The following is a 23,342-nucleotide window of genomic DNA, read 5'->3' as shown; positions in this document are numbered from 1 at the left end:
CGCACACGACACCCCTGGAGTGCTGACGACATGGTGAACCGCTGGGTCGGAGTGACCGTCGACTGCGTCGACGTGGAGCGCGTGGCCGCTTTCTGGAGCGAGCTGCTCGGCCGTCCGAAGGGGCCGTCGATGCCCGGCTGGATCTACCTCGGAGACCTGGACGACCCGCAGCCGCGGCTGGTCTTCCAGCCGGTGGCCGAGCCCAAGCAGGGCAAGGTGCGCCTGCACCTGGACGTCGCCGTGGACGACATCGGGCGGGGCATCGCCCAGGTGATCGCCCTCGGCGGGCGCGAGACCGGCGAGCGCCACGAGTACGACGAGGGCGTCGTCGTGGTGATGGCCGACCCCGAGGACCACGAGTTCTGCCTGTCGCAGTACTACTGAACCGCGGGCGGGCGGCGCCGGACCGCGGCGCCGCCCGCCGTACGGGGATCAGCCGGCGGCGGTGATCCGCCACTGCTGGTTGGTGCTGTTGCTGTCGCTGTACTGCCCCAGGTCGGAGCCCGAGCCGCTGCGTCCCATGCCGTCGATGTACAGGCCGGTGGCGCGGTTCCTGATGCGGACGTTGTCGGCGTCGGTCAGCACCGTCCACTGCTGGTTGGTGCTGCTGCTCGACGCGTACTGGCCGACCGCCGAGCCGTTGGCTGTGCGGCCCATGCCGTCGAGGTAGAGCCCGGTGGCGCGGTTCTTGATCCGGACGTAGTTGCCGTCGTTCTCGATGACCCACTGCTCCTCGTAGCGGCCCGAGTTGCTGCTGTACTGGTCGGCGTTGGCGCCGTTGGCAGTGCTGCCGGCGCCGTCGACGTAGAGCCCGCTGGCGGCGTTGCCGATCCTGACGTACGTGCCGCCTCCCGAGCCGATGCCCCAGGCGTACTGCAGGCGGGTCAGGCCCGAGGCGTTGACCAGCGACAGGTTGATGCCGGAGCCGCTGCCGGTCTTGCTGGTCAGGCTGTACCAGTCGCCGTCACGCAGCCCCGGCCAGAACACGCTGCCCATGCCGAGGGTGCGCAGCTCGCTGCTGACACCGCGGATGTAGTCGGCGAAGAAGGACCCGCTGGGGATGCTGTAGTCGATGGTGCCGTAGTTGACGCCGTTCTTGCTGCCGGGGCTCATGGGGCCGCCCCATTCGGTGGCGATGGTGCGGCTCGCGTAGCCGCCGATGTAGCCCGCGATGTGGTTGGCCCACTCGGTCTCGTCCTCGTAGCCGGCGAAGAACGAGTAGTCGTGCACGGCGAGCAGGGTGTTGTTCAGCCGGCTGTCGCCGCCGACGGCCGCGACGTTCTGGGCGTAGCCCGCGCCGTCGAGGATCACCCGGCCGCGGGGCACGCTCGGGTACCGGTTCAGCCAGTCGTTGTAGAAGTTGTCGAGGTCGGTGGTGCCGTACGCGTACGGCTCGTTGATCACCTCGAAGTAGGCGTTCGGGTTGCTGCCGTAGGCGGCGACGACGGTGTCCCACATCTGGTCGAAGCCCGCCGTGCTGGCCGGCCTGCCGTTGGCGTACGCCCAGTACGCCAGGATCACCTTGCCCTTGCTGAGCGCGGTGTCGATCGCACCGGTGTAGGCCGACCAGTAGCCGGCGACGGTCGGCTCGTTGATCGGCATGCGGACGGTGTTGGCGCCGGTGATCGAGTACATCTGGCCGACCACCCGGTCCGCGACGGTCGCCGCGGAGGCGTGCGTGTCGGACGCGCTGAGCCCCGAGGGGTACAGCACACCGTTGACGAAGTTGTCACGCTGGTCGGCCCAGTTCACGCCCTTGAACTGGTTGGTCGCCGCGTGTGCCGGACCCGATCCGACGGTCGTCAGTGTGCCGAGCGCCAGTGCGAGCACGGCGAGCAACCTGACCAGCGCAGACACGTGTGCATGGGGTATCGCGAAGTGAGGGGATCTCATCAGCCATCCTTCGTGCGGCTCCTGATGGTTCGACCGCTGCGGTCTGAAGCATCGATAACGGACCGTCACACCCGCTCGCTACGCCGCGAACCGAAGCGCACACAAACGTCTGGATGCGAACATCCGCGCAGCGCTTTCGTATCTGTGCGTATCGGAGCGATGCCGAACGTCCTCTGGTGGGCGGTGCACCGCCGCCGCTATCCCTGCTGGAACACCACATCCGGTCCGGTCCGCCCCCCGAGGAGCAGCGCACACCATGGGAAGAACAGCCGCCAGATTCCTGCCCTTAGCTCTTGCGACCCTGCTGTGCGGGGTGTCCGCCTGCGGCGGTAGCACCGGCAGCTCGGATACCGGGGCCGACGAGCGGACCACCATCAAGATCGCGCTGTGGAACTACAAGACCACCCCCGAGTTCAAGGCGCTCATCGACGGCTTCGAGGCGAAGTACCCGCAGATCCACGTCGAGCCGGTCGACATCCTCGCCGACGACTACTCCGACAAGGTCACGGCCATGCTGGCCGGCGGCGACGCCACCGATGTGCTGACGCTCAAGAACGTGACGGACTACGCCCGGTACGCCACCCGCGGCGAACTGCGCCCGCTGACCGGTGTCGTGCAGGGGCTCATCGACAAGTCGGCCTACGGCGGACTGTCCGACTTCGAGTTCAACGGCCGCTATTTCGCGGTGCCTTACCGGCAGGACTTCTGGGTGCTGTTCTACAACAAGAAGCTGGTGGGGAACGCGGACCTGTCGCACCTGACCTGGAGCGACTTCGACGCCCTGGCCAAGCAGCTGACGACCGGGTCGGGTGCGTCGAAGACGTACGGCACCTACCTGCACACCTGGCGCTCGGTGGTGCAGGCGGTGGCCTCGGCGCAGACCGGCGGGAACCTGCTGGGCGGGGACTACTCCTGGATGAAGGACCAGTACGACATCGCCCTGGACGTGCAGAAGGCCGGTGCCACCCTGCCGTTCGCGACCGCGACCACCCAGAAGGTCGGCTACGACGCGCAGTTCACCACCGGCAAGGCCGCCATGGTCCCGATGGGCACCTGGTGGGCCGCGGCGCTGCTGTCGGAGAAGGCGCAGGGCAAGAACCCCGTCGACTGGGGCATGGCACCGCTGCCGCAGATCACCGCCGACGGCAAGGCCACCACTTTCGGGTCGCCCACCGCCTTCGGGGTCAACATGCGCTCGCACAACGCGGACGCCGCCGAGAAGTTCGTCGAGTGGGCGGCAGGCCCCGAGGGCGCCGCGACGGTGGCCAGGATCGGGATCGTCCCGTCCTACACCGACGCGTCGATCACCGAGGCCTTCTTCCGGGTCGCGGGCATGCCGGGGGACGCCCTCACCCGGCGCGCGATGCAGCCCTCGACCGTACGGCTGGAGCTGCCGGTGAGCGTCAGGTCCTCCGACGTGGACCAGATACTCACCGAGGAGCACGAACTCGTCATGACCGGCGAGAAGTCGGTCGACAAGGGCATCAAGGAGATGGGCAGACGGGTCAGGTCCGAGGCCCCCTGACGTTGCGCCACACCACGTAGAGCGCGCACCCGGGCAGCGTGGCCAGGCCCAGCAGCGGGGAGCGTACGACCAGGGCCGCCGCCGCGAGCAGCAGCACCGCGTCGGTCAGCGCGAGCGGCCAGCGGCGCAGCACCCCGTAGGGCGCCGCCAGGTACGCGGCGGGTGTGAGCCGGCCGGGCTCCTGCTCACCCGCCAGCAGGGCCATCGCATGCACTCCCGACAGTGCGGAGAGCGCCGCGACCAGGGCGAGCGCCGGGCACACGGCAGGCCCGATCGCGGTGTTCCGCAGCAGCACCGCGTCGGTGCCGCTCACCGCGGCGAGCAGGGCGTACGGCACCCACAGCGCCGCCGCCCGGCGGAACAGCCGGCGGTAGGCGCGCGGGAGTTCGACCGCGTGGGCGGTGTCGGCTCCCTCGTCCGCGGCCCGTTCGAGGTAGCCGAAGGCACCGGCGAGCGCGGGCCCGACGCACATCCACAGCACGGTGAAGGGCACCGGGTGGCGCCACGGCTGGTGGGTGGCCGCCAGCGCCGCGAGCAGCGGAAGGCAGCCCGCCGCGACGCCGGTGTTCACCACCAGCACCTGGTGGACGTGGGACCAGATCAACTCCCAGGACCCGTAGGACACGTTGGTCGGCAGCCGGCGCCTGGCGCCGGATGCCGCACTCGAAGTCGCCATGGCGGTCAGCCCTTCAGTCCTGTGGTGGCGATGCCGCGTACGAAGTAGCGCTGGCCGAGCAGGAAGACGACCAGGATCGGGACGACCGAGATGACGGAACCCGCCATGATCATCGCGTACTGCGCGTCGTACTGGCCGATGAAGGAGCGCAGCCCGATCTGCACGGTCCACAGGTTGTTGTCGGTGAGGTAGATGAAGGGACCCATGTAGTCGTTCCAGGTGTTGACGAAGGTCAGCAGGGCAAGGCTGGCCAGCGCGGGCTTGGACAGCGGCAGCATGATCCGCGCCCAGATCCCGTACTCGCTCAGTCCGTCGAGCCGGGCCGCCTCGCTGATCTCGTCGGGGATGGTCAGGTAGAACTGCCGCATCAGGAACACCCCGAAGGCCCCGAAGGCCTGGATGAGGATCAGCGACCAGCGGGTGTTCACCAGGCCCAGTTTGTCCATGATGATGTACTGCGGGATCATGTACGCCTGCCACGGCACCGCGATGGTGGCGATGTAGCCCACGAAGAGCGCGTCGCGGCCGGGGAAGCGCATCTTCGCGAAGCCGTAGGCGGCGAAGCTGCCGGTGAGCACCTGCAGGAAGGTGATCACGACGCTGAGCAGCAGCGAGTTCTCCAGATATGTGGCCAGCGGTATCTGCGTCCAGATGTCGGTGAAGTTCGACCAGTGGTAGCTCTTGGGTATCCACTGGATGGGCACGGTGAAGACGTCCCGGTCGGCCTTGACCGAGGAGATCGCCATCCACACGAAGGGCAGCAGGATCGCCGCGGCCAGCACGACCAGGAACACGTATGCCAGCCCGCGCCGCAGCAGGGTGGTGGTCATCGTTCGCTCCTGCGCTGGAACTGGAACTGGACGAGCGTGACGGCCAGCACGATCACGAACAGCGCGAGCGAGACCGCCGAGGAGTAGCCGAACCGGCCGTGCGTGATGCCCTCGCGGAAGATCAGCTGCGACAGCACCAGCGAGGACCGCCCGGGGCCGCCCTCGGTCATCACCTGGACCAGGTCGAAGACCTTGAAGCTGGAGATGGTCAGCATGATCAGCACGAAGAAGGTGGTGGGCCGCAGCCCCGGCAGCGTCACGTGCCAGAACCGCTTCCACGCGCCCGTGCCGTCCACCCGGGCCGCCTCGTACAGCTCGGCCGGGATGGTCTGCAGGCCGGCCAGGAAGAGCACCATGTAGTAGCCCATGTCGCGCCACACGCTGGTCAGGATCAGCGCGGGCAGCGACCAGTCGGTGGACGTCGTCCAGCCCGGCGGGTGCGACCAGCCCAGGTGCCGCAGCAGCTGGTTGACCGGACCGACGTCCGGGCTGAGCAGCATGTTCCACACCACGGCCACCGCGACGAGCGAGGTGACGTAGGGGAAGAAGAACGCGGTGCGCAGCAGGCCGACCCCGCGCAGCTTCTGGTTGAGCAGCACCGCCAGGCCCAGCGACGCGGCGAGGGTCAGCGGGATGTGCCCCGCCGCGTACCAGCAGGTGTTCTGCAGGGCGGTCCAGAAGTTGTCGTCGTCCTTCATCCGGCGGAAGTTGGCCAGGCCGATCCACTTGGGGCTGGAGTAGGAGTCCCAGTCGGTGAAGGCCACCACGAACGTCCCCACCACGGGGACGAGGGTCAGGGCGGCGAAGCCGAGGAAGTTCGGCAGGATGAAGCTCCAGCCGACCAGCACATGACGCCGGCGCCGGCGCCGGTCACTGCTGACCGGCGCCGGAACCGAGGGGGAGGGGACCGTCGTCACTGGACTTCGGTCTTCACGCGGTGGTCCATCTCCTTGATGCCGTCGTCGACCGACTTCTCACCGGTCATGACGAGTTCGTGCTCCTCGGTGAGTATCTGGTCCACGTCGGAGGACTTGTCGCTGACCGGCATCTCCAACTGCACCTTCGACGGCTGCATGGCCTGCTTGGACAGGGCGTCGTTCGGCATCCCGGCCACACCGAAGAAGGTGTTCATGACCGAGTCGCTGTGGTATGAGGGGACGATCCCGATCTTCGCCACGGCCGCCGCGCCCTCGGGACCCGAGGCCCACTCGACGAACTGCTCCGCCGCCTCGGCGTTCTTGGCCTTCTTGTTGACCGCGAAGGCCGTCGGCGAGCCGAACGTGGTCACCTTGCCGTCCGTGCCGACCTGCGGGATCGGCGCCATGCCCCAGTCGACGGGGTTCTTGCCCTGCGCCTTCTCCGACAGCAGGGCCGCGCCCCACCAGGTGCCCATCGGCACCATGGCGGCCTTGCCGGTGGTGAACTGCGAGTCGTAGGTGATCTTCTGGCTCTTGGCGGTGCCGAACGGCAGGGTGGCACCGGCCTTCTGGATGTCCAGGGCGATGTCGTACTGGTCCTTCATCCAGGAGTAGTCCCCGCCCAGCAGGTCGCCGCCGGTCTGCGCGGAGGCGATGGCCTGCACCACCGAGCGCCAGGTGTGCAGATAGGTGCCGTACGTCTTGGACGAGCCCGACCCCTTGGTGAGCTGCTTGGACAGCGTGTCGAACTGGTCCCAGGTCAGGTGGGACACGTCGGCGTTCCCGACCAGCGCCTTGTTGTAGTAGAGGACCCAGAAGTCCTGCCGGTAGGGCATGGCGTAGTACTTGCCGTCGATGTCGAAGTTGTCCAGGCCGGCGTAGGAGGCCTTGTCGGAGAGCTTGCCCACGTAGTCGGTGAGCGGCAGCAGTTGGCCGCGGGTGGCGTAGCGCGAGTAGTCGGTGACGTTCTTCATGGTCAGCACGTCGGTCTTGTCGCCGCCGGCGAGCATCGTGGTGACCTTGTCCGGGTAGTCGTCGGCGAGGATGTCGACCGGCTGCACGTCGATCTTCGGGTACTTCGCCTCGAAGCCGTCGATGAGCGCCTTGAACTCCGGGGTGGTCTTGTAGTTCCACAGCGCGATCTTGACGACGGTGCGCCCGTCCGACGTGGTGCCGGAACCGCCGCCGCTGCCGCAGGCCGCGGCGCCGAAGAGGGTCGCGGCCAGGGCGACGGGGACAACTCTCGCGGTGGTCTTTCTCATGGGGGTGCGGCTCCTTGTAGGTGAGGGTCGACGTGCGGGGGAAGGGTTGCGGGTGTGCCGAGGCGGCGGGCGGTCAGGCGCTCAGGCCCAGCGCCCAGTGCTCGGCGGTGATCTCGGCGGTCAGCGGCTGGTGCGCCGTCCAGCGCGCGAGTTCGTCCAGGGTGTGGTCGGTGAGCCGGCCGATCTCGGTGCCGAGCGAGCCGGCGATGTGCGGCGTCACCATGACCCGGGCCAGCCGCCGCAGCGGGGAGTCCAGCGGCAGCGGCTCGGGGTCGGTGACGTCGAGGATCGCGAACAGCCGGCCCGCGGCGCACTCGGCGGCCAGCGCCGCGTCGTCGATCAGGCTGCCGCGCGCGGTGTTGATCACGGTGGCGTGGTCGGGCAGCAGGCTCAGCTCCGCGGCCCCGATCAGATGCCGCGTCTCGGCGAGTTCGGGGGCGTGCAGGGTGAGGATGTCCGTCCTGGGCAGCAGCTCGTCGAGCGCCACCAGGGTGCCGCCGGCCGCCGCGACCTCCTCGGCGTCCGCGTGCGGGTCGGCGACCAGGCAGGTCGTGCCGCCGAGCAGCCCCAGCAGGCCGACGACCTTGCGCCCGATCCGGGAGAAGCCGACGACCCCGACGGTGCGGCCGTAGTTGGACAGGTCGCCGTAGCCGGTGACGCTGCCCCAGCCGCCGTACGCCCGCTGCTCGTCGGCCGCGAGGAAGGGGGCCTTCTTCCCGGCGAAGATGATCGCGGCCAGGGTGTACTCGGCGACCGGGATGGCGTTGGCGTCGGCGCCGCTGGTGACGCGGATGCCGCGCCGCCACACCGCGTCGCCGACCAGGCCCCTGACGCTGCCGGCGCAGTGCAGTACCGCGCGGAGCCGGGGTGCCGCGGCCAGCCGGGCCGGTGTCAGCTGCGGGGCGCCCCACGAGGTGAGCAGGACCTCGACGTCGGCGAGGCGGGTCCGCGCCGCCGGGGTGTCCAGGTCGTCGGTCCACAGCGGGTCGCCCACCGTCACCAGCGCGTTGAGCCGGTCCAGGCGCTGCCGGTCGAAGTGCGCGTCGAAGCTCTGCCGGCTCATCGCGACCAGCGCGTGCGGCTTGTTCGGCATCGGGCGTCGGATCCTTTTCCTCGGAACGAGTGCTGCACCGGTGTTTCCTGAGAGTTCCGTTCCAAATACGTTGGAACAGAGATAGTGGTGTTCAGGACGTGTTCACCAGAGTTCGAACAGAACCGCAACCAAACATTCAGACGTGCACACCGGAACGAGAGGCGCCTTGATGGGCGACGACCGACTCTTCGCGCTGCAGCGGCGCGAGCGGGTGATGGAGGAACTGCGCAGGCACGGGGCGGTACGGGTCCGCGACCTGGCCAGGATCCTCGCGGTCAGCGAGCTGACCGTCCGGCGCGACATCGCCGCGCTCGCCGCCGACGGCCTGCTCACCAAGGTGCACGGCGGCGCCACGCTGCCGACCGACCTGGAGCCGGCGACCTCCGCGGTGCCCGGCCGCAGGCCCCGCCCCGCCGCGGCCGGCTTCACCATCGGCATGGTGGTGCCCTCGCTGGACTTCTACTGGCCGCCGATCGTCGGCGGCGCCCGCGCGTCGGCCGCCGCGCTCGGGGTGCAGATCCAGCTGCGCGGCTCCAGCTACGACCAGGCCGAGGACCGCCGGCAGATATCCCGGCTGATCGCGGCCCAGCAGGTGCAGGGCCTGCTGCTTGCGCCGAACCTCGAAGGCGACGGTGTCGAGGAGATGATCGACTGGATCGGCAACCTGCCGGTCCCCACCATCCTGGTCGAGCGGCAGACCCCGCACTGGACGCCCACGCCACGGCAGTTGGAGTGGGTGCGCAGCGACCACGCGCTGGGCCTGGAGATGGCGGTACGCCACCTGTACGAGCACGGCCACCGGCGGATGGGCCTGGTGCTGTCCAAGGGCAGCCCCACCTCGGCGCACCTGGCCGTCGGCTGGCGGCGGGTGTGCGCCGACCTGGGCCTGCCCGCCGAGTTCGTGGTGCGCGAGAGTGTCGCCCTCGACGTGCCGGGCCACCGCGAGATCATCGGCCGGGTCCTGGAGCGCTGCCGCGACCACCGCACCACCGCGCTGATCGTGCACAGCGACCCCGATGCGATCTCGATCGCACAGTATCTGGCGGAAGTCGGCATCTCCATCCCCGGCGACATGGCGATGGTCAGCTACGACGACGAGGTCGCGCAGCTCGCGGAACCCGCCATGACCGCGGTGCGCCCCTCCAAGGGCCGGGTCGGCCGGGTGGCGGTGGAGATGATGGTGTCCCGGCTGATCGAGGGCAAGCGGCGCCCGGCCCAGCGCGTCCTGATCCTGCCCGAGCTGGTCATCCGCAACTCCTCGGTCGCCTCCTCCCGCCAGGTCTGGACCGCCCCCGCGGGCGACAGCGCTCCCTACAGCTGACCGCTGCCGCCCGGTGTCCGCATGACGGGACCGGCTGGTCGGATGTGAACGCGTCTGTGCGTTCGTGTTCACAGTCCCGCCTGTGCCGGTGGCGCCCGGTCAGGAGGACGACACGGAGAAGGAGTTCGTCCTGAAGTCCATGCCGCCGGAGGACGAGGTGATCTCGTATCCGAACTGGACGTTGCCGAGGGTGACATCGCCGAACCAGCCCTTGGTGTTCTTCAGCCAGTTCATGACGGCCAGCACGTCCACGCTGGAGGAGCTGGTGTTGGACGTGCGGACGAAGGAGAAGACGGCGTTGGCGCCGTTGCTGCCCTTGTAGACCGTCCAACTGCTGCCGCCGACAGTGACGTTGCCCTGCGAGGTGCCGAGCGGTCCGACCGGGCCGGTCTTGTTCATCCAGAGCATGATCTCGTAGGCGTTGTTGCTGTCCCAGATGTCGTACGCCGTCTCGTACGCGCCGCTGGAGGGCACCGTGACGTTGAAGCTGGACTGCACCGAGTGCAGGGCGCTGAGCTTCTTGCCGATGTAGCGGGTGGCGTTGGGGTACGACTTGATGCCGCCGGTGTTGGGGTGGTTCGCCCACACACCCCAGTTGCTGTACGAGTTGGCCCAGATCGTCTGCGGGCCTGCCCCGCTGCCCCAGATGTCGTTGTAGAGGGTGTAACCGCCGTTGGACCATGTCGCCCACTGGTCGTTCGATGACCAGGTGGCCGCCTGGGCCGGCGCGGCGGCCAGCCCGACCGCGGCGGCAGCGGCGGCCACCAGGCCGACCAGGACGGTACGGGGTTTGCTCCGGAGGGTTGCACGCATGGGGGGACTCCGTTTCGTGTGCCGTGACGGCTGCTGCGAACGGACTGACTGAGTCGAAGCGCTTCGATCGTGAGGTGAAGCAGTTCGCTGCCGTCATCGGAGGATTGGCCGATACGATGACAGTCGAATTGTCGAAGCGCAACGAGTGCGACGGTGCGACTTTCCGGCGGCTGGATACCGCCGGGTCGAACGGGGAGGCCGGGCTCCGGCCGGCGGCCGTACCGGCCTCGCTACCGGTCGGGTTGCTGCCCGGATGCGCCCAGGGCGTGCGTGGTCGCCGCGGTGAGGAGCCGCAGGCCGTCGACGGTGAGCACCGACTCGGCGTGGAACTGGAAGGACGCGAACCCGGGGCCGCGCAGCGCGTGGACCTCCGACGTCGCCGCGTCGGCCGACACCCGCACGGGGGCGCCGCCGAGCCGGGGCGGCCGGATCTGCGGTGACGCGCTGGTGGCGGCGAAGGTGTTGTAGAAGCCGACCCGCTCGGCGCGGCCGAAGAGGTCGATCGCCTTCTGCGTGCCCTGGTTGGGCACCGTACGGCGGCGCAGTGGCAGTCCGAGTTCCGTGCACAGCACCTGGTGGCTCAGGCACACGGCGAGGAAGGGCCGCGAGTCCGACAGCAAGGTGCCGAGCAGAGTGCGCAGCCGCGCGATCTTCGGGTCGCCGTCCTCCCGCGGGTCGCCGGGTCCGGGGCCCGCGACCACCAGGTCCCAGTCCTGCTCCCGGAGGGGCTCGTCGAAGCGACGCACCTCGATGCCGAGCCCGATCGCGCGCAACTGCTCGGCGATCATCGCGGTGAAGGTGTCCTCGGCGTCCACGATCAGCGCCCTGCGCCCGTCGAGCTGCGGGACGGGCCGCGCCCGCTCCTGCTGCGGGGCCAGCCAGAAGCCGGCGAGCCCGCCGTTGCGCCGGGCCAGGGCCGAGCGCACCCGGGGGTGGCTGCCGAAACGGGCGGCGGGCGCGGGCGGTTGCGTCCCGGGCCGCGGCGTCCCGTGCTGTACGGGCGCGGGCGCGCTGTCGCCGTCGGCGGTGTGCGCGACCCCGAGCGCGTGCAGCAGCCCGGCTGCCTTCGCCGCGGTCTCGGCGACCTCGGAGACCGGGTGGGAGTGCCGCACCAGGGTGGCGCCCACACCGATCCGCAGCCTGCCGCGCGGGTCGATGTCCGCGGTGCGGATCATGATGGCGGAGTCCAGGGTGCGCCCGCCCTGTTCGTCCCGCCCGATGAGCGCCGCGATCCCGCTGTAGTAGCCGCGCCCGCCCTGCTCGTAACGGGTGATCACCCGGCAGGCGTTCTCCAGCGGGCTGCCGGTCACCGTGGGGGCGAACATGGTCTCCCGCAGGATGGTGCGCGGGTCCTGCTCCGTACGCCCCTCGATGAGGTACTCGGTGTGCGCGAGCCGGGCCATCTCCTTCAGGTACGGACCCACGACGCGGCCGCCGCCGGTGCAGAACCGGGCCATCATCTTGAGTTCCTCGTCCAGGACCATGTTCAGCTCGTCGGTCTCCTTGCGGTCGGCCAGGAAGCGCTCGACCTCCGCGAGGGTGGCGCCCGACGGCGGGTGGCGCAGGGTGCCGCTGATCGGGTTCATCACGGCGGTGCCCCGAGCGAGGCTGACATGGCGCTCCGGGCTGGCGCCGACGACGGTGCGCTCGGCGGTGTGCACCACGTACGTCCAGTAGGCTCCGGACTCGCCGCGCAGCAGCCGGCGGAAGATGGACAGGGCGGCGCGCGCACGGTCGCCGGCCAGCTCCGCCACGTACGAGCGCCGGATGACGAAGTTGGCGCCCTCGCCCCAGCCGATCTCGTCGGTGACCACCTTCTTGACCGTCTCCGCGTAGTCCTCGTCGCTGACGTCGAACCTGCCGCCGGTCACGACCGGCGGCTCGTCGGGCAGCAGGCGCAGCGCGGTCCGCAGCGGCACCCGCTCCCGGTGGTCCACGGACATCGCCAGCAGCGGCGCCCCGTCGTCGGTGTGGGCGAAGCCGCGCTCCGCGATCTGCCGGTAGGGGACGAGCGCGAGCACGTCCTGCCGCGGGCCGCCGGCGCCCCCGGCAGGCGGCAGCGGGATGTCGGCCAGCGCCGTGGGCGTGCTGACCTGGCCGAGCAGCAGGTCGAGTCCGTCGGCGCCGCTGTGCGGGCGGTGCAGCAGGGCGAAGGGCGGCGGGTGCCGCTGCGCCACGAGGCCTGCCAGGACCGGTGGTTCGGGCTCGGGCGGGCGCGGCATCAGGCCAGGGTCTCGGCGGCCGGCAGCCCCGCGGCCCTGCCGGTCCGCGCGAGCCGGGCGAGCGTCTCGTCGGTGGTCTGCACGACGGCGCAGCGCTCGGCCGCGTAGGTGACGGCCAGCCGGTGGTAGTCGGCGGTGAAGTCGGCGACCGCGTCGGCGACCAGGAAGGGCTGGATGTCGTGGCTGAACGCCTCCACGCACGTCATCAGGATGCCCACATGGGCGTACACCCCGCAGACGACCAACTGGTCGCGGCCGGCGGCGCGCAGGCTGTCGAGCAGGTCGGTGCGCTGGAAGGCGCTGTAGCGCCACTTGGTCAGCCGCCAGTCGCCGTCCCTGGGCGCGAGGGCGCCGGTGACGGCGCGGTCGTGCTCGGCACGGCGCATCCCGGGTCCCCAGAAGTCCCGCAGCAGGCCGCGTTCCGCCTCGGTCATGTCGCCGGGCTGCTCGGTGTAGGCGACGGGCATGCCGCTGCCCGCGCACGCGTCACGTAACCGGGCGGTGTTGGCGAGCAGTTCGCGCCGGGGCGAGCCGTCCTCGGGGAAGGGCCGCAGGAAGAAGTTCTGCATGTCGTGGATGAGCAGGGCGGCGCGGTCCGGATCGAGCTCCCAGCGGGCGGTGTTCTCCGGCAGGTCGTCCCGGGTGGGCACGGGGTAGGCCGTGATCGGGGGTATGGCCGGCATGGCCCTGCCTCCTCCTGGTTCGGTGGACGTCGGGGTGGTGCGGGGGCGCCTGGACGGCGTGCGGCCGGGGGAGTGCCCGCCCGCTCCGCCCGGCACCCGGCTCAGTCCTGGTCGACCGCCATCACGCGCGAGGGGTCGGTGCGCGCGTGCGGGCCGGGAGTCGGGCGCCGCTCCAGCGTGAACCCGAACCACTTCTCGTACGCCGCGAGCACCTCGGCGTCGCCGGCCAGTTGCCCGGTCTCCCGCCCGGCGCCGCTGACGACGGTGAGCACGTCGTCCTTGAGGGTCACCCAGCCGTCCTCGGTCGGCCGCGAGCAGATCATGTTCTGCAGGGTCGGCGACTGCGGGCTCGTCCGCATCCACCACACGACCTGGTCGAGGTCGACGTCCAGGTCGACCTCGTCGTCGTAGAAGCGGTACTGCGGCTTGCCGTTGCGGAACACGTCGTACGTCCTGGCGTCGACCTTGCGCACCTGGAAGACGCCGTGCGCATTGCGCTGCGGCTCCTCGGTGTCGCGCAGCAGCGGATAGCGGGAGATCTTGCCGAATCCCACGTCCACCACCCACTTCTGCCCGTCGATGTCCACCGACAGCAGGAAGTGGTTGTAGGGCGCGTAGAGCCGGTCGCCGAACCAGACCCTGCCGTGGTGCATCGTGCTGGCGAATCCCAGGGACCGCAGCAGGAAGTGGAATGCGGTGTTGGTCTCCCCGCACACCCCGCCGCGCCGCTCGTGCACGATCTTCTCCACGACCCGCAGGTCCTTGTAGAAGATCTCCCGGGGGATGTGGAAGTCCAGGGTGTCGAACGGCACCGACAGCACATGCCGTTCGTGCAGCAGCCGCAGGGCCGCGGCGTCGGCGCGTTCGGGCCGTGCGGCCCCGATCCGCTCCAGGTACGCGGCCCTCAACTCGGCGTCCAGCACGCTGCTCCCCTCCCGCGACCGGCCAATTGCCGCCGGAATCCGGCACGCCGTCAGTAAATGCCGCGAGATCGGTGTGCTCAATGGGCACCCGGCGGAGTCTGTCAGGTCGTCAGGTCGCCGACCGGCTCACCTGACAAACCCGCGCGGGCGGGCTGGACGCCCCTCCCGCGCAGCCACTGTGCTTCTCGAACGGCGGTCCTCTGCCGTACGACGCCGGCGTCCGCCGACGTGAAAGGCCATGGCCGTCTGGACGACAACGGAGCGGATGATGGACACAACCTCGTTGGGCATCGTCGGAGTCGGGCACTACCTTCCCGGTGCACCCGTTTCCAACGAAGCGGTGGCCGAGACCGCGAGCGTCGACATCGAGTGGATACGCGAGCGCACCGGGATCGAGAGCCGGCACTACGCGGCACCCGAGTCCCTGACCTCCGACCTCGCCACCCAGGCCGCGACCCTGGCGCTGGCCGGCGCACCCGTCGGCGCCGACCTGATCGTCCTCGGCACCAGCACCCCCGACAAACTCGCCCCGTCCACCGCCTGCTACGTGCAGAAGAAGCTCGGGCTGCCCGGCATACCGGCCTTCGACGTGAGCGCCGGCTGCTCCGGCTTCCTCTACGCGCTCTCGGTCGCCACCGCCATGACCGCCGCGGGCCTCGCCCGGCACCCGCTCGTGGTCGCCGCCGACGTCCTGACCCGCTGCGTCGACCCCACCGACCACCGCATCGCCCCGCTGTTCGGCGACGGCGCGGGAGCGGTCCAACTCGGCCCCGTACCCGCCGGATACGGCATCCTCGCGCTCGAACTGTGGGCCGACGGCTCGCTGTCGGAGATCGCGACGATGCCGCGGCACGACGGCTACTTCCAGATGGACGGGCGCGGGGTCAAGAGGGTGGTCATGGAACGCGGCCCGAAGATCCTCGAAGCCGCGCTCGCCAAGGCCGGGGTCCGGCTGGACGAGCTGAACCGGGTCCTCATCCACCAGGCCAACCCCAAACTGGTGCGCATGCTCGGCGACTTCGTCGGCATCCCGCCCGAAGTCGCCCCCGACTACGGGCGGCTGACCGGCAACACCGCAGGCGCCTCGGTGGCGGTCGCCTTCTCCATGGCCCACGCGGACCGGCCCTTCCGCGACGGCGACCTCTTCGCGCTGCTGGCCGTCGGGGCCGGCATGACCGCGGGCGCCGCGATCGTGCGCTGGTACGACCCGGACACCGCGGCCTGAGCCGCGGGCTCCACGACCCAGGAGAGGACGGCTGCGGTGCAGCTCAAGGACACGGTGGCGCTGGTCACCGGCGGAACAGCGGGCCTGGGCCTGGCGACCGCGCGGCGGCTGGTGGCGGCAGGGGCGCGCGTGGTGGTGATGGGCCGCTCGCCGGAGACCGGCAGGGCCGCCGCCGCCCGACTCGGCCCGCAGGCGGTCTTCGTGGCCGGCGACGTCACCGACGACGACGCGGTCGGCCGGGTCCTGGACGCGGCCGAGGAACTAGGGGAGCTGCGCAGCCTCGTGTGCTGCGCAGGCACCACCTACAGCAAGCAGATCCTGGGCCGGCGGGTGATGCGCCTGGACGAGTTCGAGGCGGTCGTCAGGACCAACCTCATCGGCACCTTCAACGTGGTCCGGCAGGCGGTCGTCCGCATCGCGGCGCAGCCGCTGGTCGAGGAGGACCGGGGCGTGGTGATCACCACGTCCTCCATCGCCGCCTGGGACGGCCAGAGCGGGCAGTCAGCGTACGCGGCCTCCAAGGCCGCGATCGCGGGCATGGCGCTGCCGCTGGCCCGCGAACTGGCCCCGCACGCCATCCGGGTGGTCGACATCGCGCCCGGCCTGTTCGACACCCGGCTGATGCAGGCGGTCCCCGAGCGGGCGGTGGAGCAGCTGCGCGGCCAGCTGCCGCACCCCAAACGCCTCGGCGCCGCCGACGAGTTCGCGGCGCTGGCCGAGCACGTCATCGGCAACTCGATGCTGAACGGCGAGTCCGTGCGGCTGGACGCGGGGCTGCGGATGGCACCGATCTGACGATATGTCAGCTCTCCGGGCCGACGCGGAGGACGATCTTGCCGCGGACCCCGCCGGACTCCAGGCGGCGGTGGGCCTCGGCCGCCGCGCTCAGCGGCAGGGTGTGCGTGGCCGACGGGCGCAGGGCGCCGCCGGCCAGCAGGCGGTTCACCGTGGCGGCGGCCTCGGCGAGTTCGGCCGTCGTGGCGTGCGAGATGGCGAAGCCGATCACCGAGCGGTCCATGACGTAGAGCGGCCCCGCGGGCAGTTCCGGCCGCGCACCCATCCCGGCCAGCAGCACCACCCGGCCGCGCCAGGCCAGCAGCCCGACGGCCAGATCCAGGTCCACCCGGCCCGAGGTGTCGACGTACAGCCCCGCGCCCTGCGGGCAGGCCGCCGCCAACTCCCCTGCCAGCTCAGGGCCGTGGTGGTCGACGACCTCCACGGCGCCCAGCGCCCGGCAGCGCTCCGCGTCCCGCCCGCCCGCCGTCGCGACGACCCGGGCACCCGCGTGCACGGCCAGCGTGATCAGGGCGCCCCCGACATTGCCCCCGCCCCCCGCGACCACCACCGTCTCCCCGGCGCGCAGCCGCCCGTGGGTGAACAGCGCCAAGTACGCGGTCGCAGCCGGGTGCACCACCGCGACCGCCTCGACGGGGTCCACCCCCGCGGGCAGCCGGTAGAGCCGGTCCCCCGGCACCGCGACCCGCTGCGCGGCGGCACCCTGCCGCCCCCCGTGCCCCATGCTGTTGCACCACACCCGGTCGCCCACCCGGAACCCCGGCACCCCCGGACCGGCGGCGGCAACGGTGCCGACCAGGTCCCGCCCTATGACGAAGGGGAGCTCCATCGCCGTACGGAAGGCCCCGGAACGCACCATGGTGTCAACGGCGTTGACGGCACTGACCTCGACGTCGACCAACACGTCAGTCCCCCCGACCCGCGGCTCCGCCACCTCCCCGACCCTGATGACCTCCGCCGGCCCGCACTCGTCCACGTAGGCACCGATCACACCCCCGATTCTCCCCCCACCCACCCTGACCGCCCCCGATCCCCAACCCACCTCTGTCAGGTCAGCCCGGTGCATCCCCGCCCGGTGCAGTTCCTACAGCCAGCGCATGCCCGTCGAGGACGAGCACCCAAGTCCCCCTGATGTCGGCGCGATGCTCACTGACCGGACGAGCCCGTGCAAGGCAGCACGCGACGTAATCGCGACCGGTGGCGAGATACGGCAACGCCGTTCGAGCCTTGGCTTACCTCATCCGCGAAGCAGCCGATCGCGCCCTTTCCGCCACTCAGGTCGTGCCGCGCCTTCTGCTGCCCCGGGCTCGGGGAACCGGCTTGAGAGCATGCCCGCCGGTCCGAACTCGAACGGCGCCCCCAGCGCGTCCCCCACAGCAGAGCCGACCACGGCACCGACGGCCCGCTCGACACGATTCACTGCGGCGGCGTATCGGCGCGGCCGTCGGCGGCAGCCGGTGTGTCGGACTGCTGACCGTCCTCGGGGGTGCCGAAGTGGCGGGTGCCGTGGATCCATGCGACCTGGTCGTGCAGTTCTGACTCCGTCAGGCCCGCCAGCAGCGCGTTGCGGGCCTTCGCCGCCTCGCCCGCCGGGTGCCACAGGCGGGTGCTCCGGCGGGCCAGGTGGGTGAGGCGGGCGGTGCGGTCGCGGCGCTGCGCGTTGTACGCGGAAAGGCGCTCGGGGACGGTGTCCGCGTCGCCGTCGAGCAGGTCGCCGAGCAGGACCGCGTCCTCCAGGGCCTGGCAGGCGCCCTGCGCCGCGTAGTGCAGCATCGGGTGGGCCGCGTCGCCGAGCAGCGCCACCCGGCCGTCGGTCCACACCGGGACCGGGTCGCGGTCGACCAGCACCCAGGACCTCCACTCCTCGCCGAGCGCCAGCAGCCGCCGCGCGACCCGGCCGAGCGGGGCGAAGGCGGACAGCACCTGGTCCGCGCCGACGGGCACCCCGGAGACGGCCTCGGTGGCGCCGTTCTCCACGCTCGGCGCGAGGTTGAGGTAGCGGCCGCCGGCGATGGCGTAGTGCACGAAGTGGCAGCCGGGTCCCGCCCACCAGGTCACCGCGTTCCAGCGCAGCTCGACCGGGACACGCTCCATCGGGACGACCGTCCGGTAGACGGTGATGCCCGACACGCGGGGCTCGCCGTCGCCGACGAGCTGCCGCCTGACCGCCGAGTGGACGCCGTCGGCCCCGATCACCGCGTCGCCGGCGACCTCCTCACCGCTGGTCAGCCGTACGGCCGCGGCCGCGCCGTCCTGCCAGTAGGACCTGACGGCGCTGCCGGCGCGCAGCTCCACCGCGTCGTCGGCGCGGCAGGCGGCGAGCAGCAGGCCGTACAACTCCCCGCGGTGCACCACGACATAGGGGTTGCCGAAGCGCAGCGGGTAGGCGCCCTTGAGCGGCAGGCTCGCCACGTGTTCGCCGGTCACACCTTCCATGAAGCGCAACTCGTCGATGTGCACCCCGCGTTCGCGCACCTGCGCGCCGAGTCCGAGGCGGTCGAGCGCGTGGATGCCGTTGGGGGCCAGCTGGATGCCCGCGCCCAGCTCGGCGAACTCCCCGCCGCGCTCCAGCACCACCGCCCGGTGGCCGCGGGCGGCCACCGCGAGGGCCGCGGCCAGGCCGCCGATGCCGCCGCCGACGATGACGACCTTGGCCATGCCGGGCCTCACTCGCCCGGGTCGGCGCCCGCCGACAGGAGCTTGGCGAGGTCGAGCCGTTTGATCTTGCGGGTCGCGGTCTGCGGCAGGTCGTCGAGGCGCCAGTGAACGGGCTCTGCCATCGCGGGCAGCCGGGCGGTGGCGGCCCGCCAGGCCGCGGGGTCCAGCGGCTTGTCGTCCTTGGTGCACACGACGGGTATCGGCGGGGCGCCGTCCGCGCCGGGCACGATGACGACCTCGGCCAGCTGGTCGAGGCGGGTGAACAGGACGTCTTCCGCGGCCAGGCTGCTGCCGAAGCCGGGGATCATGTCGACCTCCCGGTCCAGCAGGTGGAAGCAGCCCCACCGGGTGCGGTAGCCGACGTCGCCCATCCGCCACCAGCCGTCGGTGAGCTGCTCGGCGTAGCGCTCACGCTCGCCGAGGTAGGTGACGATCCGGCCGTCGCTGCGCACCTCGATGAAGCCGGGGTTGTCCGCCGACGGCGGGCGCCCGCCGCGGCTGACGACCCGCGCCTCGGTCATCCCGGGGACGGGCATGCCGACGCAGCGGCCGTCGGCGTCCGGGGCGCGCCCGCGGGTGAAGCCGCGCATCAGCGCGGGGCCGACCTCGCTCTGCCCGTAGATCTGCCCGAACAGCGGCTGCGTCCGCCGCGAGGCGCCCAGCAGGCGGCGCACCGTACGCGGGTGGATCGCGTCGAAGGTGCTGCTGAAGAGCTTCACATTGGCCAGCGGCCCGCGCGGGTCGTCCGCGAGGCCCTCCCAGGCCATGTACGCGTTGGGGTGCGCCTCCAGGATGCCGGGGCGCAGCCGCGCGAAGAGGTCGGCGACGTGCCCGGGTTCGCCGTCGCGCAGCACGAGGACGGGGAAGCCGCGCAGCAGCGCGATGGCCAGCGCGGTGACCAGCCGCGAGTGGACGAAGGAGACATGGATGGCGACGGTCTCACGGCCGCGGATCAGCGGGGTGACGGCGGCGCGCTGCGGGCGGTAGCGGGCCTGCATGCTGCGTGCGGTGTGCACGGCCAGCTTCGGGGTGCCGGTGGTGCCCGAGGTGTGGGTGATGAGCATCGGCCGGTCGGCGAGTACGGCGACGGGTCGCGCGGGCGGGTCGCCGCCGAGGTCGGCGAGCGGGACGGTGCCGGGGTGCTCGCCGGTGGTCAGGACGACGGTGCGGGTGAGCGCGAGGACGCCGGGGGACAGCTCCCGGTCGAGCTTGGCCCGGTCGGTGACCAGGTGCGGCCGCTCGGCGCGGCGTACCAGCTCGGTGGCCGTCGCCCCGTCGAGCGCGGGCGACAGCAGGACGGGCACCGCGCCGATCCGGTTCACCGCGCAGGCCAGCAGCATGATGTCGAAGCCCTCGGACTTGTAGACCACCACCCGCTCACCGGCCCGGATCCCGGCTTTGCGCAGCCGGGTCGCGCAGTCCGTGACGATGTCGGCCATTTCCCCGACGGTCAGCCGGCGGCCCGCGTCCGGCGCGATGTCGAGGTCGTGGTCGAGGACCATCAGGGTCGCCGGATGCCGTGCCGCCGCGCGCTCGAAGAGCGTCCCGAGCCGCAACCCCCGGTTGCCTATGCGTTGCAGGAACATCCGGTCACCACCCTCAGCTCTTCTCGACGACGCCTTTGACGCGCTGGACGGTCGCTGCCATCTCGGCGGTGAGCTTGGCGGCCCAGGCCGAGAAGAACTCCGTGCGCTCCGCCTCGGTCATCTCGGCGGTGATGCCGCGGATCCCCTCGGTGGCCCTGCCCATCCAGAAGCTGTGCACCAGGACGGTGCTGTCCGCCTCGTTGCCCGCGGCCAGTTCGTAGGACCACACGCTCTCCTGCGCCCGCCCGGCGCTGTCGCGCATCGCCCAGCCGAAGCGCCGGCCGGGCTCGGCGGCGACGACCTCGGCCTCCGTGTGCCAGGTGCCGCGGACCACCGGCGCCCAGGCGACGACGTCGGGGCTGCGGAAGTTCTCACCGCGGAAGACGGCGCCGACCGTGCCGGGGGCACCGGAGATCCACTCGCCGCCGTTGCACTCCTCGCTCCACTCGCCGCACCGGGGCAGGTCGCTCACGGTGGCGTACACCGCCTCGGGCGGCGCCGCGATCACGGCCTCGGCGCGCACTTCGAAGAGGGGGCCGTCCTTCATCGGGGTGTCGGTCATGTCCGGCAGCGTCGCCAGCGCCCCGCGCCCCGGTCAACAAACGCCCGCCGTATCCGTCAAGTCGGCCCGCGGATACGGCGGTACGGCGTACGCCACGGGCGCCCGCCGTCCCACGCGCGTGTGCGTCCGTGCGTCACATGCTCTTGCTCGCGTCGTACGTACGCCACCGCTCCGGCCGGATCGCGAGCGTCACGAACTGCGGGAGCACCGACTTGACGGCGTCCGCGTAGGCCCCGCCGATCGCCTCGCCCAGGTAGCGAACCGACCGTGCCCGGTGCTCCTCCGGGTCGGTCGGCTCGTCCAGGACGACCGGGCCCTCGACGCACACGTAGCGGTAGGGGAAGACCTCGGTCTGCACCAGGAAGGACACCCGGCCGACCGCGCGGGCCAGTTGTAACTTCCGGCTGGTGACCTTGGTGGAGATCCGGATGTCGCCGCCGGGGGCGTAGTCGTAGCCGATCGGCACCTGGAGCGGGCCGCGCCCTTCGGCGTCGGCGATGCTCAGCACACCGACGTGCAGATCGGCAAGGAAGGCCTCGCGCTCCTCGACCGTCATCGTGGTTGCCATGGGTCAACTCCTCATAGTGGCAAGGGAATTGGGACGGAGGGGCACGATACACGCGGCTGTGGTCCGGCAGCCGCGGCGCGGTGTCACTTCACGGCCCACTCGCCGGTGAAGACCGGTTCGGACTTGTCGAGGAAGGCCGTGAAGCCCTCGCGGGAGTCGGCGGTGGCGAAGTTGACGGTCTGCGCGCGCGCCTCGCCGGCCAGCGCCTCGCGCAGGCTGCGGTCCGCGCCCTCGTTCAGCAGCGCCTTGCTCTGCGCCGTCGCCACCGGCGGCCCGGCCGCGAGCCGCCGCGCCAGGTCGGCGGTGAAGCCGTCGACCTCGTCGTCGGCCACCACCCAGGTCACCAGGCCCAGCCGGTGCGCCTCGTCGGCGTCGAGCGTCTCGCCCAGCAGCACCAGGCGTTTGGCCTGCTGCAGGCCCACCAGCTTCGGCAGCAGCCAGGAGCCGCCGAAGTCGACCGACACCCCGCGGTGCACGAAGATCTGCGAGAAGCGCGCCTGCGGGGAGGCGACGACCAGGTCGCAGCCGAGCGCGAGATTCCAGCCCGCGCCGACCGCGGCGCCCGTCACCTTCGCCACCACGGGGATCGGCAGGTCGTGCAGCCGCAGGGCCAGTTCGTTGGCCCTGCGCATCTCCTCCAGCGGGTGCGAGCCCGGGCCCCGCCCCGAGACGTCCAGCGGGTGCCCGCCGTCACCCGCGCCCGCCAGGTCCAGGCCGGCGCAGAAGGCGCCGCCCGCACCGGTGATGACCAGCGCCCGCACCTGCGGGTCGTCCGCGGCCGTCACCAGGGCCTCGCCGAAGGCGGCCCACAGCGGGCTGTCGATGGCGTTCCTGCGGTGCGGCCGGTTCAGCGTGAGGGTGAGCACCCCGCCGTCCCTGCTCTGCAGCAGCGGCTGCTCGCCGCCCGCTCCCGGCCCTGCCACCGCCGGCTCCTGTCCGGGCACCGCCCTCACACCCCGAGGGTGGCGCCGCCGTCGACCGTCAGGCTGTGCAGCGTGATGTGCGAGGCGCGGTCGGACAGCAGGAAGACGACGGCGTCGGCGACGTCGCAGGCGCGGCCGAGCTTGCGCAGCGGGATGCCCGCCTTGTAGTGCTCGGCGATGCCGTCGATGATGCCCGCCCGCTCGGCCTCGCCGTTCACCCCCATGCCCACGAGCATGGGGGTGTCCGTCGAGCCGGGCGCGACGACGTTGCAGCGGATGCCGTAGCGGGCGACCTCAAGGCCCAGGCACTTGGTGAACATCGTCGCCGCCGCCTTGGAGGCCGCGTAGGCGGCCATCTGCATACGTGCGGTGCCGGCCGCGTTCGAGGCGACCGTGACGATCGCGCCGCTGCGCCGCGGCACCATGCGGGAGACCACCGCGCGGGACATCACGAACACCCCGGTGGCGTTGACCGCGAAGGTGGCGTCCCAGTCCTGGTCGGTGAGGTCCCTGACCTCGCCGGTCCGCAGCACACCCGCGCAGTTCACCAGGTAGTCCAGCGGCCCGAGCCGGTCCTCGATCGCGGCGACCGCGCCGTCCACCTGGGTCCGTCCCGCGAGGTCGACCGCGAAGGCCTCGGCGCGCAGCCCGTCAGCGGTGAGCTTCTCCACCGTGCGCGCCAGCCGGTCCTCGTCGCAGTCCACCGCGGCGACGGCGGCGCCGAGCCGGCACAGCTCGCCGGCCACGGCCGCACCGATGCCGCCGGCAGCCCCGGTGACCAAGGCGACTCTGCCCTCCATAGCCCCGTCTCCCTCCAGCCGCAGGTCGGAACGCCCCCACCCTTGGTCCCTGCCACCGGGGCGTCAA

Annotated in this window: 22 protein-coding genes and 1 pseudogene; 5 read left to right on the top strand and 18 right to left on the bottom strand. The window is 71.5% G+C overall.

Annotation, left to right across the window (positions count from 1 at the left end; genetic code table 11):
- Positions 1 to 30 precede the first annotated feature (30 nt).
- Entirely contained in the window at positions 31 to 384 is a 354-nt protein-coding gene (locus JT723_RS28870) for a VOC family protein (protein ID WP_205047769.1), read from the top strand.
- 48 nt (positions 385 to 432) lie between these two features.
- On the opposite strand, the gene JT723_RS28865 is transcribed toward JT723_RS28870, so the two are convergent.
- Positions 433 to 1,893 carry a ricin-type beta-trefoil lectin domain protein gene (locus tag JT723_RS28865; protein ID WP_205047768.1) on the bottom strand — a complete coding sequence of 487 codons (1,461 nt, stop codon included), beginning with the start codon at positions 1,891 to 1,893 and terminating at the stop codon, positions 433 to 435.
- A 313-nt stretch (positions 1,894 to 2,206) separates the two neighbouring features.
- Here JT723_RS28865 and JT723_RS28860 point away from each other — a divergent pair, with 313 nt between their 5' ends.
- Positions 2,207 to 3,418, top strand: a complete 1,212-nt coding sequence (locus JT723_RS28860) for an ABC transporter substrate-binding protein (RefSeq protein WP_251513198.1) — start codon at positions 2,207 to 2,209, stop codon at positions 3,416 to 3,418.
- On the opposite strand, the gene JT723_RS28855 is transcribed toward JT723_RS28860, so the two are convergent.
- The 5 genes from JT723_RS28855 to JT723_RS28835 form a co-directional block, all read right to left on the bottom strand.
- Entirely contained in the window at positions 3,399 to 4,094 is a 696-nt protein-coding gene (locus JT723_RS28855; protein WP_205047766.1) for a hypothetical protein, read from the bottom strand. The two genes, JT723_RS28860 and JT723_RS28855, sit on opposite strands and share 20 nt — an antisense overlap.
- Positions 4,095 to 4,099: 5 nt before the next feature.
- Positions 4,100 to 4,924, bottom strand: coding sequence for a carbohydrate ABC transporter permease (locus tag JT723_RS28850; protein WP_205047765.1), 825 nt, complete (start codon positions 4,922 to 4,924; stop codon positions 4,100 to 4,102).
- The gene (locus JT723_RS28845; protein WP_205047764.1) at positions 4,921 to 5,841 is read right to left on the bottom strand and encodes a carbohydrate ABC transporter permease; all 921 of its coding nucleotides are present in this window, start codon (positions 5,839 to 5,841) and stop codon (positions 4,921 to 4,923) included. Before JT723_RS28845 ends, JT723_RS28850 begins: the two co-directional genes overlap by 4 nt.
- On the bottom strand, positions 5,838 to 7,103 hold the full coding sequence (locus tag JT723_RS28840) for an ABC transporter substrate-binding protein (RefSeq protein WP_205047763.1): 1,266 nt from the start codon (positions 7,101 to 7,103) through the stop codon (positions 5,838 to 5,840). The genes JT723_RS28845 and JT723_RS28840 overlap by 4 nt, the downstream gene beginning before the upstream one ends.
- 73 nt (positions 7,104 to 7,176) lie before the next feature.
- Complete coding sequence (locus JT723_RS28835; RefSeq protein ID WP_205047762.1) at positions 7,177 to 8,196, bottom strand: hydroxyacid dehydrogenase; 1,020 nt, start codon at positions 8,194 to 8,196, stop codon at positions 7,177 to 7,179.
- Positions 8,197 to 8,365: 169 nt separating this feature from the next.
- Between JT723_RS28835 and JT723_RS28830 the strand changes: the two genes are divergently transcribed.
- Positions 8,366 to 9,517 carry a substrate-binding domain-containing protein gene (locus JT723_RS28830; protein WP_240166341.1) on the top strand — a complete coding sequence of 384 codons (1,152 nt, stop codon included), beginning with the start codon at positions 8,366 to 8,368 and terminating at the stop codon, positions 9,515 to 9,517.
- A gap of 99 nt (positions 9,518 to 9,616) precedes the next feature.
- Here the strand turns inward: JT723_RS28830 and JT723_RS28825 are convergent, their stop codons facing one another.
- The 4 genes from JT723_RS28825 to JT723_RS28810 all read right to left on the bottom strand — a co-directional run bounded on the left by JT723_RS28825 (position 9,617) and on the right by JT723_RS28810 (position 14,158).
- Positions 9,617 to 10,330, bottom strand: coding sequence for a glycoside hydrolase family 12 protein (locus JT723_RS28825; protein ID WP_205047761.1), 714 nt, complete (start codon positions 10,328 to 10,330; stop codon positions 9,617 to 9,619).
- Between the two features lie 230 nt (positions 10,331 to 10,560).
- Complete coding sequence (locus JT723_RS28820) at positions 10,561 to 12,552, bottom strand: anthranilate synthase family protein (protein WP_205047760.1); 1,992 nt, start codon at positions 12,550 to 12,552, stop codon at positions 10,561 to 10,563.
- Positions 12,552 to 13,235, bottom strand: a complete 684-nt coding sequence (locus tag JT723_RS28815) for an isochorismatase family protein (RefSeq protein WP_205047759.1) — start codon at positions 13,233 to 13,235, stop codon at positions 12,552 to 12,554. The genes JT723_RS28820 and JT723_RS28815 overlap by 1 nt, the downstream gene beginning before the upstream one ends.
- Positions 13,236 to 13,336: 101 nt before the next feature.
- Positions 13,337 to 14,158: an arylamine N-acetyltransferase family protein gene (locus tag JT723_RS28810; RefSeq protein ID WP_205047758.1), complete on the bottom strand. Its 822-nt coding sequence runs from the start codon at positions 14,156 to 14,158 to the stop codon at positions 13,337 to 13,339.
- Positions 14,159 to 14,423: 265 nt separating this feature from the next.
- Here JT723_RS28810 and JT723_RS28805 point away from each other — a divergent pair, with 265 nt between their 5' ends.
- Both JT723_RS28805 and JT723_RS28800 read left to right on the top strand, forming a co-directional pair.
- A complete protein-coding gene (locus JT723_RS28805) occupies positions 14,424 to 15,383 on the top strand; it encodes a 3-oxoacyl-ACP synthase III family protein (protein ID WP_205047757.1) in 960 nt (319 codons plus the stop codon).
- Positions 15,384 to 15,419: 36 nt separating this feature from the next.
- Positions 15,420 to 16,178 (top strand): SDR family NAD(P)-dependent oxidoreductase, encoded by a 759-nt coding sequence (locus JT723_RS28800; RefSeq protein ID WP_205047756.1) that lies wholly within the window; start codon positions 15,420 to 15,422, stop codon positions 16,176 to 16,178.
- Positions 16,179 to 16,185: 7 nt separating this feature from the next.
- Here the strand turns inward: JT723_RS28800 and JT723_RS28795 are convergent, their stop codons facing one another.
- The 8 genes and pseudogenes from JT723_RS28795 to JT723_RS28765 all read right to left on the bottom strand — a co-directional run bounded on the left by JT723_RS28795 (position 16,186) and on the right by JT723_RS28765 (position 23,275).
- Positions 16,186 to 17,169 (bottom strand): NADPH:quinone reductase, encoded by a 984-nt coding sequence (locus tag JT723_RS28795; RefSeq protein WP_205047755.1) that lies wholly within the window; start codon positions 17,167 to 17,169, stop codon positions 16,186 to 16,188.
- Between the two features lie 306 nt (positions 17,170 to 17,475).
- A pseudogene (locus tag JT723_RS35525) lies at positions 17,476 to 17,598 on the bottom strand (ADP-ribosylglycohydrolase family protein); the annotation flags it as partial.
- Complete coding sequence (locus JT723_RS28790; RefSeq protein ID WP_205047754.1) at positions 17,595 to 18,836, bottom strand: FAD-dependent monooxygenase; 1,242 nt, start codon at positions 18,834 to 18,836, stop codon at positions 17,595 to 17,597. The pseudogene JT723_RS35525 and the gene JT723_RS28790, both read right to left, overlap by 4 nt.
- 8 nt (positions 18,837 to 18,844) lie before the next feature.
- Positions 18,845 to 20,422 carry a class I adenylate-forming enzyme family protein gene (locus JT723_RS28785; RefSeq protein ID WP_205047753.1) on the bottom strand — a complete coding sequence of 526 codons (1,578 nt, stop codon included), beginning with the start codon at positions 20,420 to 20,422 and terminating at the stop codon, positions 18,845 to 18,847.
- Positions 20,423 to 20,435: 13 nt separating this feature from the next.
- Positions 20,436 to 20,984, bottom strand: a complete 549-nt coding sequence (locus tag JT723_RS28780) for an SRPBCC family protein (RefSeq protein WP_205047752.1) — start codon at positions 20,982 to 20,984, stop codon at positions 20,436 to 20,438.
- 133 nt (positions 20,985 to 21,117) lie between these two features.
- The gene (locus JT723_RS28775; RefSeq protein WP_205047751.1) at positions 21,118 to 21,552 is read right to left on the bottom strand and encodes a pyridoxamine 5'-phosphate oxidase family protein; all 435 of its coding nucleotides are present in this window, start codon (positions 21,550 to 21,552) and stop codon (positions 21,118 to 21,120) included.
- 83 nt (positions 21,553 to 21,635) lie between these two features.
- The gene (locus JT723_RS28770) at positions 21,636 to 22,475 is read right to left on the bottom strand and encodes an enoyl-CoA hydratase/isomerase family protein (RefSeq protein WP_251513196.1); all 840 of its coding nucleotides are present in this window, start codon (positions 22,473 to 22,475) and stop codon (positions 21,636 to 21,638) included.
- A 26-nt stretch (positions 22,476 to 22,501) separates the two neighbouring features.
- Positions 22,502 to 23,275, bottom strand: coding sequence for a 2,3-dihydro-2,3-dihydroxybenzoate dehydrogenase (locus JT723_RS28765; RefSeq protein WP_205047750.1), 774 nt, complete (start codon positions 23,273 to 23,275; stop codon positions 22,502 to 22,504).
- Positions 23,276 to 23,342: the final 67 nt, after the last annotated feature.

Origin of the sequence: Actinacidiphila bryophytorum (genome assembly GCF_016916835.1) — a bacterium.
Lineage (GTDB): Bacteria > Actinomycetota > Actinomycetes > Streptomycetales > Streptomycetaceae > Actinacidiphila > Actinacidiphila bryophytorum.
This window is presented reverse-complemented; position numbering and strand designations above follow the sequence as displayed.

Bases quoted from the DNA above. Each gene is read 5' to 3' on its own strand.
- JT723_RS28835 (WP_205047762.1), bottom strand. From the start codon at position 8,196: ATGCCGAACAAGCCGCACGCGCTGGTCGCGATGAGCCGGCAGAGCTTC.
- JT723_RS28790 (WP_205047754.1), bottom strand. From the start codon at position 18,836: ATGGCCAAGGTCGTCATCGTCGGCGGCGGCATCGGCGGCCTGGCCGCG.
- JT723_RS28805 (WP_205047757.1), top strand. From the start codon at position 14,424: ATGATGGACACAACCTCGTTGGGCATCGTCGGAGTCGGGCACTACCTT.
- JT723_RS28830 (WP_240166341.1), top strand. From the start codon at position 8,366: ATGGGCGACGACCGACTCTTCGCGCTGCAGCGGCGCGAGCGGGTGATG.
- JT723_RS28825 (WP_205047761.1), bottom strand. From the start codon at position 10,330: ATGCGTGCAACCCTCCGGAGCAAACCCCGTACCGTCCTGGTCGGCCTG.
- JT723_RS28850 (WP_205047765.1), bottom strand. From the start codon at position 4,924: ATGACCACCACCCTGCTGCGGCGCGGGCTGGCATACGTGTTCCTGGTC.
- JT723_RS28870 (WP_205047769.1), top strand. From the start codon at position 31: ATGGTGAACCGCTGGGTCGGAGTGACCGTCGACTGCGTCGACGTGGAG.
- JT723_RS28765 (WP_205047750.1), bottom strand. From the start codon at position 23,275: ATGGAGGGCAGAGTCGCCTTGGTCACCGGGGCTGCCGGCGGCATCGGT.
- JT723_RS28820 (WP_205047760.1), bottom strand. From the start codon at position 12,552: ATGCCGCGCCCGCCCGAGCCCGAACCACCGGTCCTGGCAGGCCTCGTG.
- JT723_RS28840 (WP_205047763.1), bottom strand. From the start codon at position 7,103: ATGAGAAAGACCACCGCGAGAGTTGTCCCCGTCGCCCTGGCCGCGACC.
- JT723_RS28780 (WP_205047752.1), bottom strand. From the start codon at position 20,984: ATGACCGACACCCCGATGAAGGACGGCCCCCTCTTCGAAGTGCGCGCC.
- JT723_RS28785 (WP_205047753.1), bottom strand. From the start codon at position 20,422: ATGTTCCTGCAACGCATAGGCAACCGGGGGTTGCGGCTCGGGACGCTC.
- JT723_RS28865 (WP_205047768.1), bottom strand. From the start codon at position 1,893: ATGAGATCCCCTCACTTCGCGATACCCCATGCACACGTGTCTGCGCTG.
- JT723_RS28855 (WP_205047766.1), bottom strand. From the start codon at position 4,094: ATGGCGACTTCGAGTGCGGCATCCGGCGCCAGGCGCCGGCTGCCGACC.
- JT723_RS28815 (WP_205047759.1), bottom strand. From the start codon at position 13,235: ATGCCGGCCATACCCCCGATCACGGCCTACCCCGTGCCCACCCGGGAC.
- JT723_RS28775 (WP_205047751.1), bottom strand. From the start codon at position 21,552: ATGGCAACCACGATGACGGTCGAGGAGCGCGAGGCCTTCCTTGCCGAT.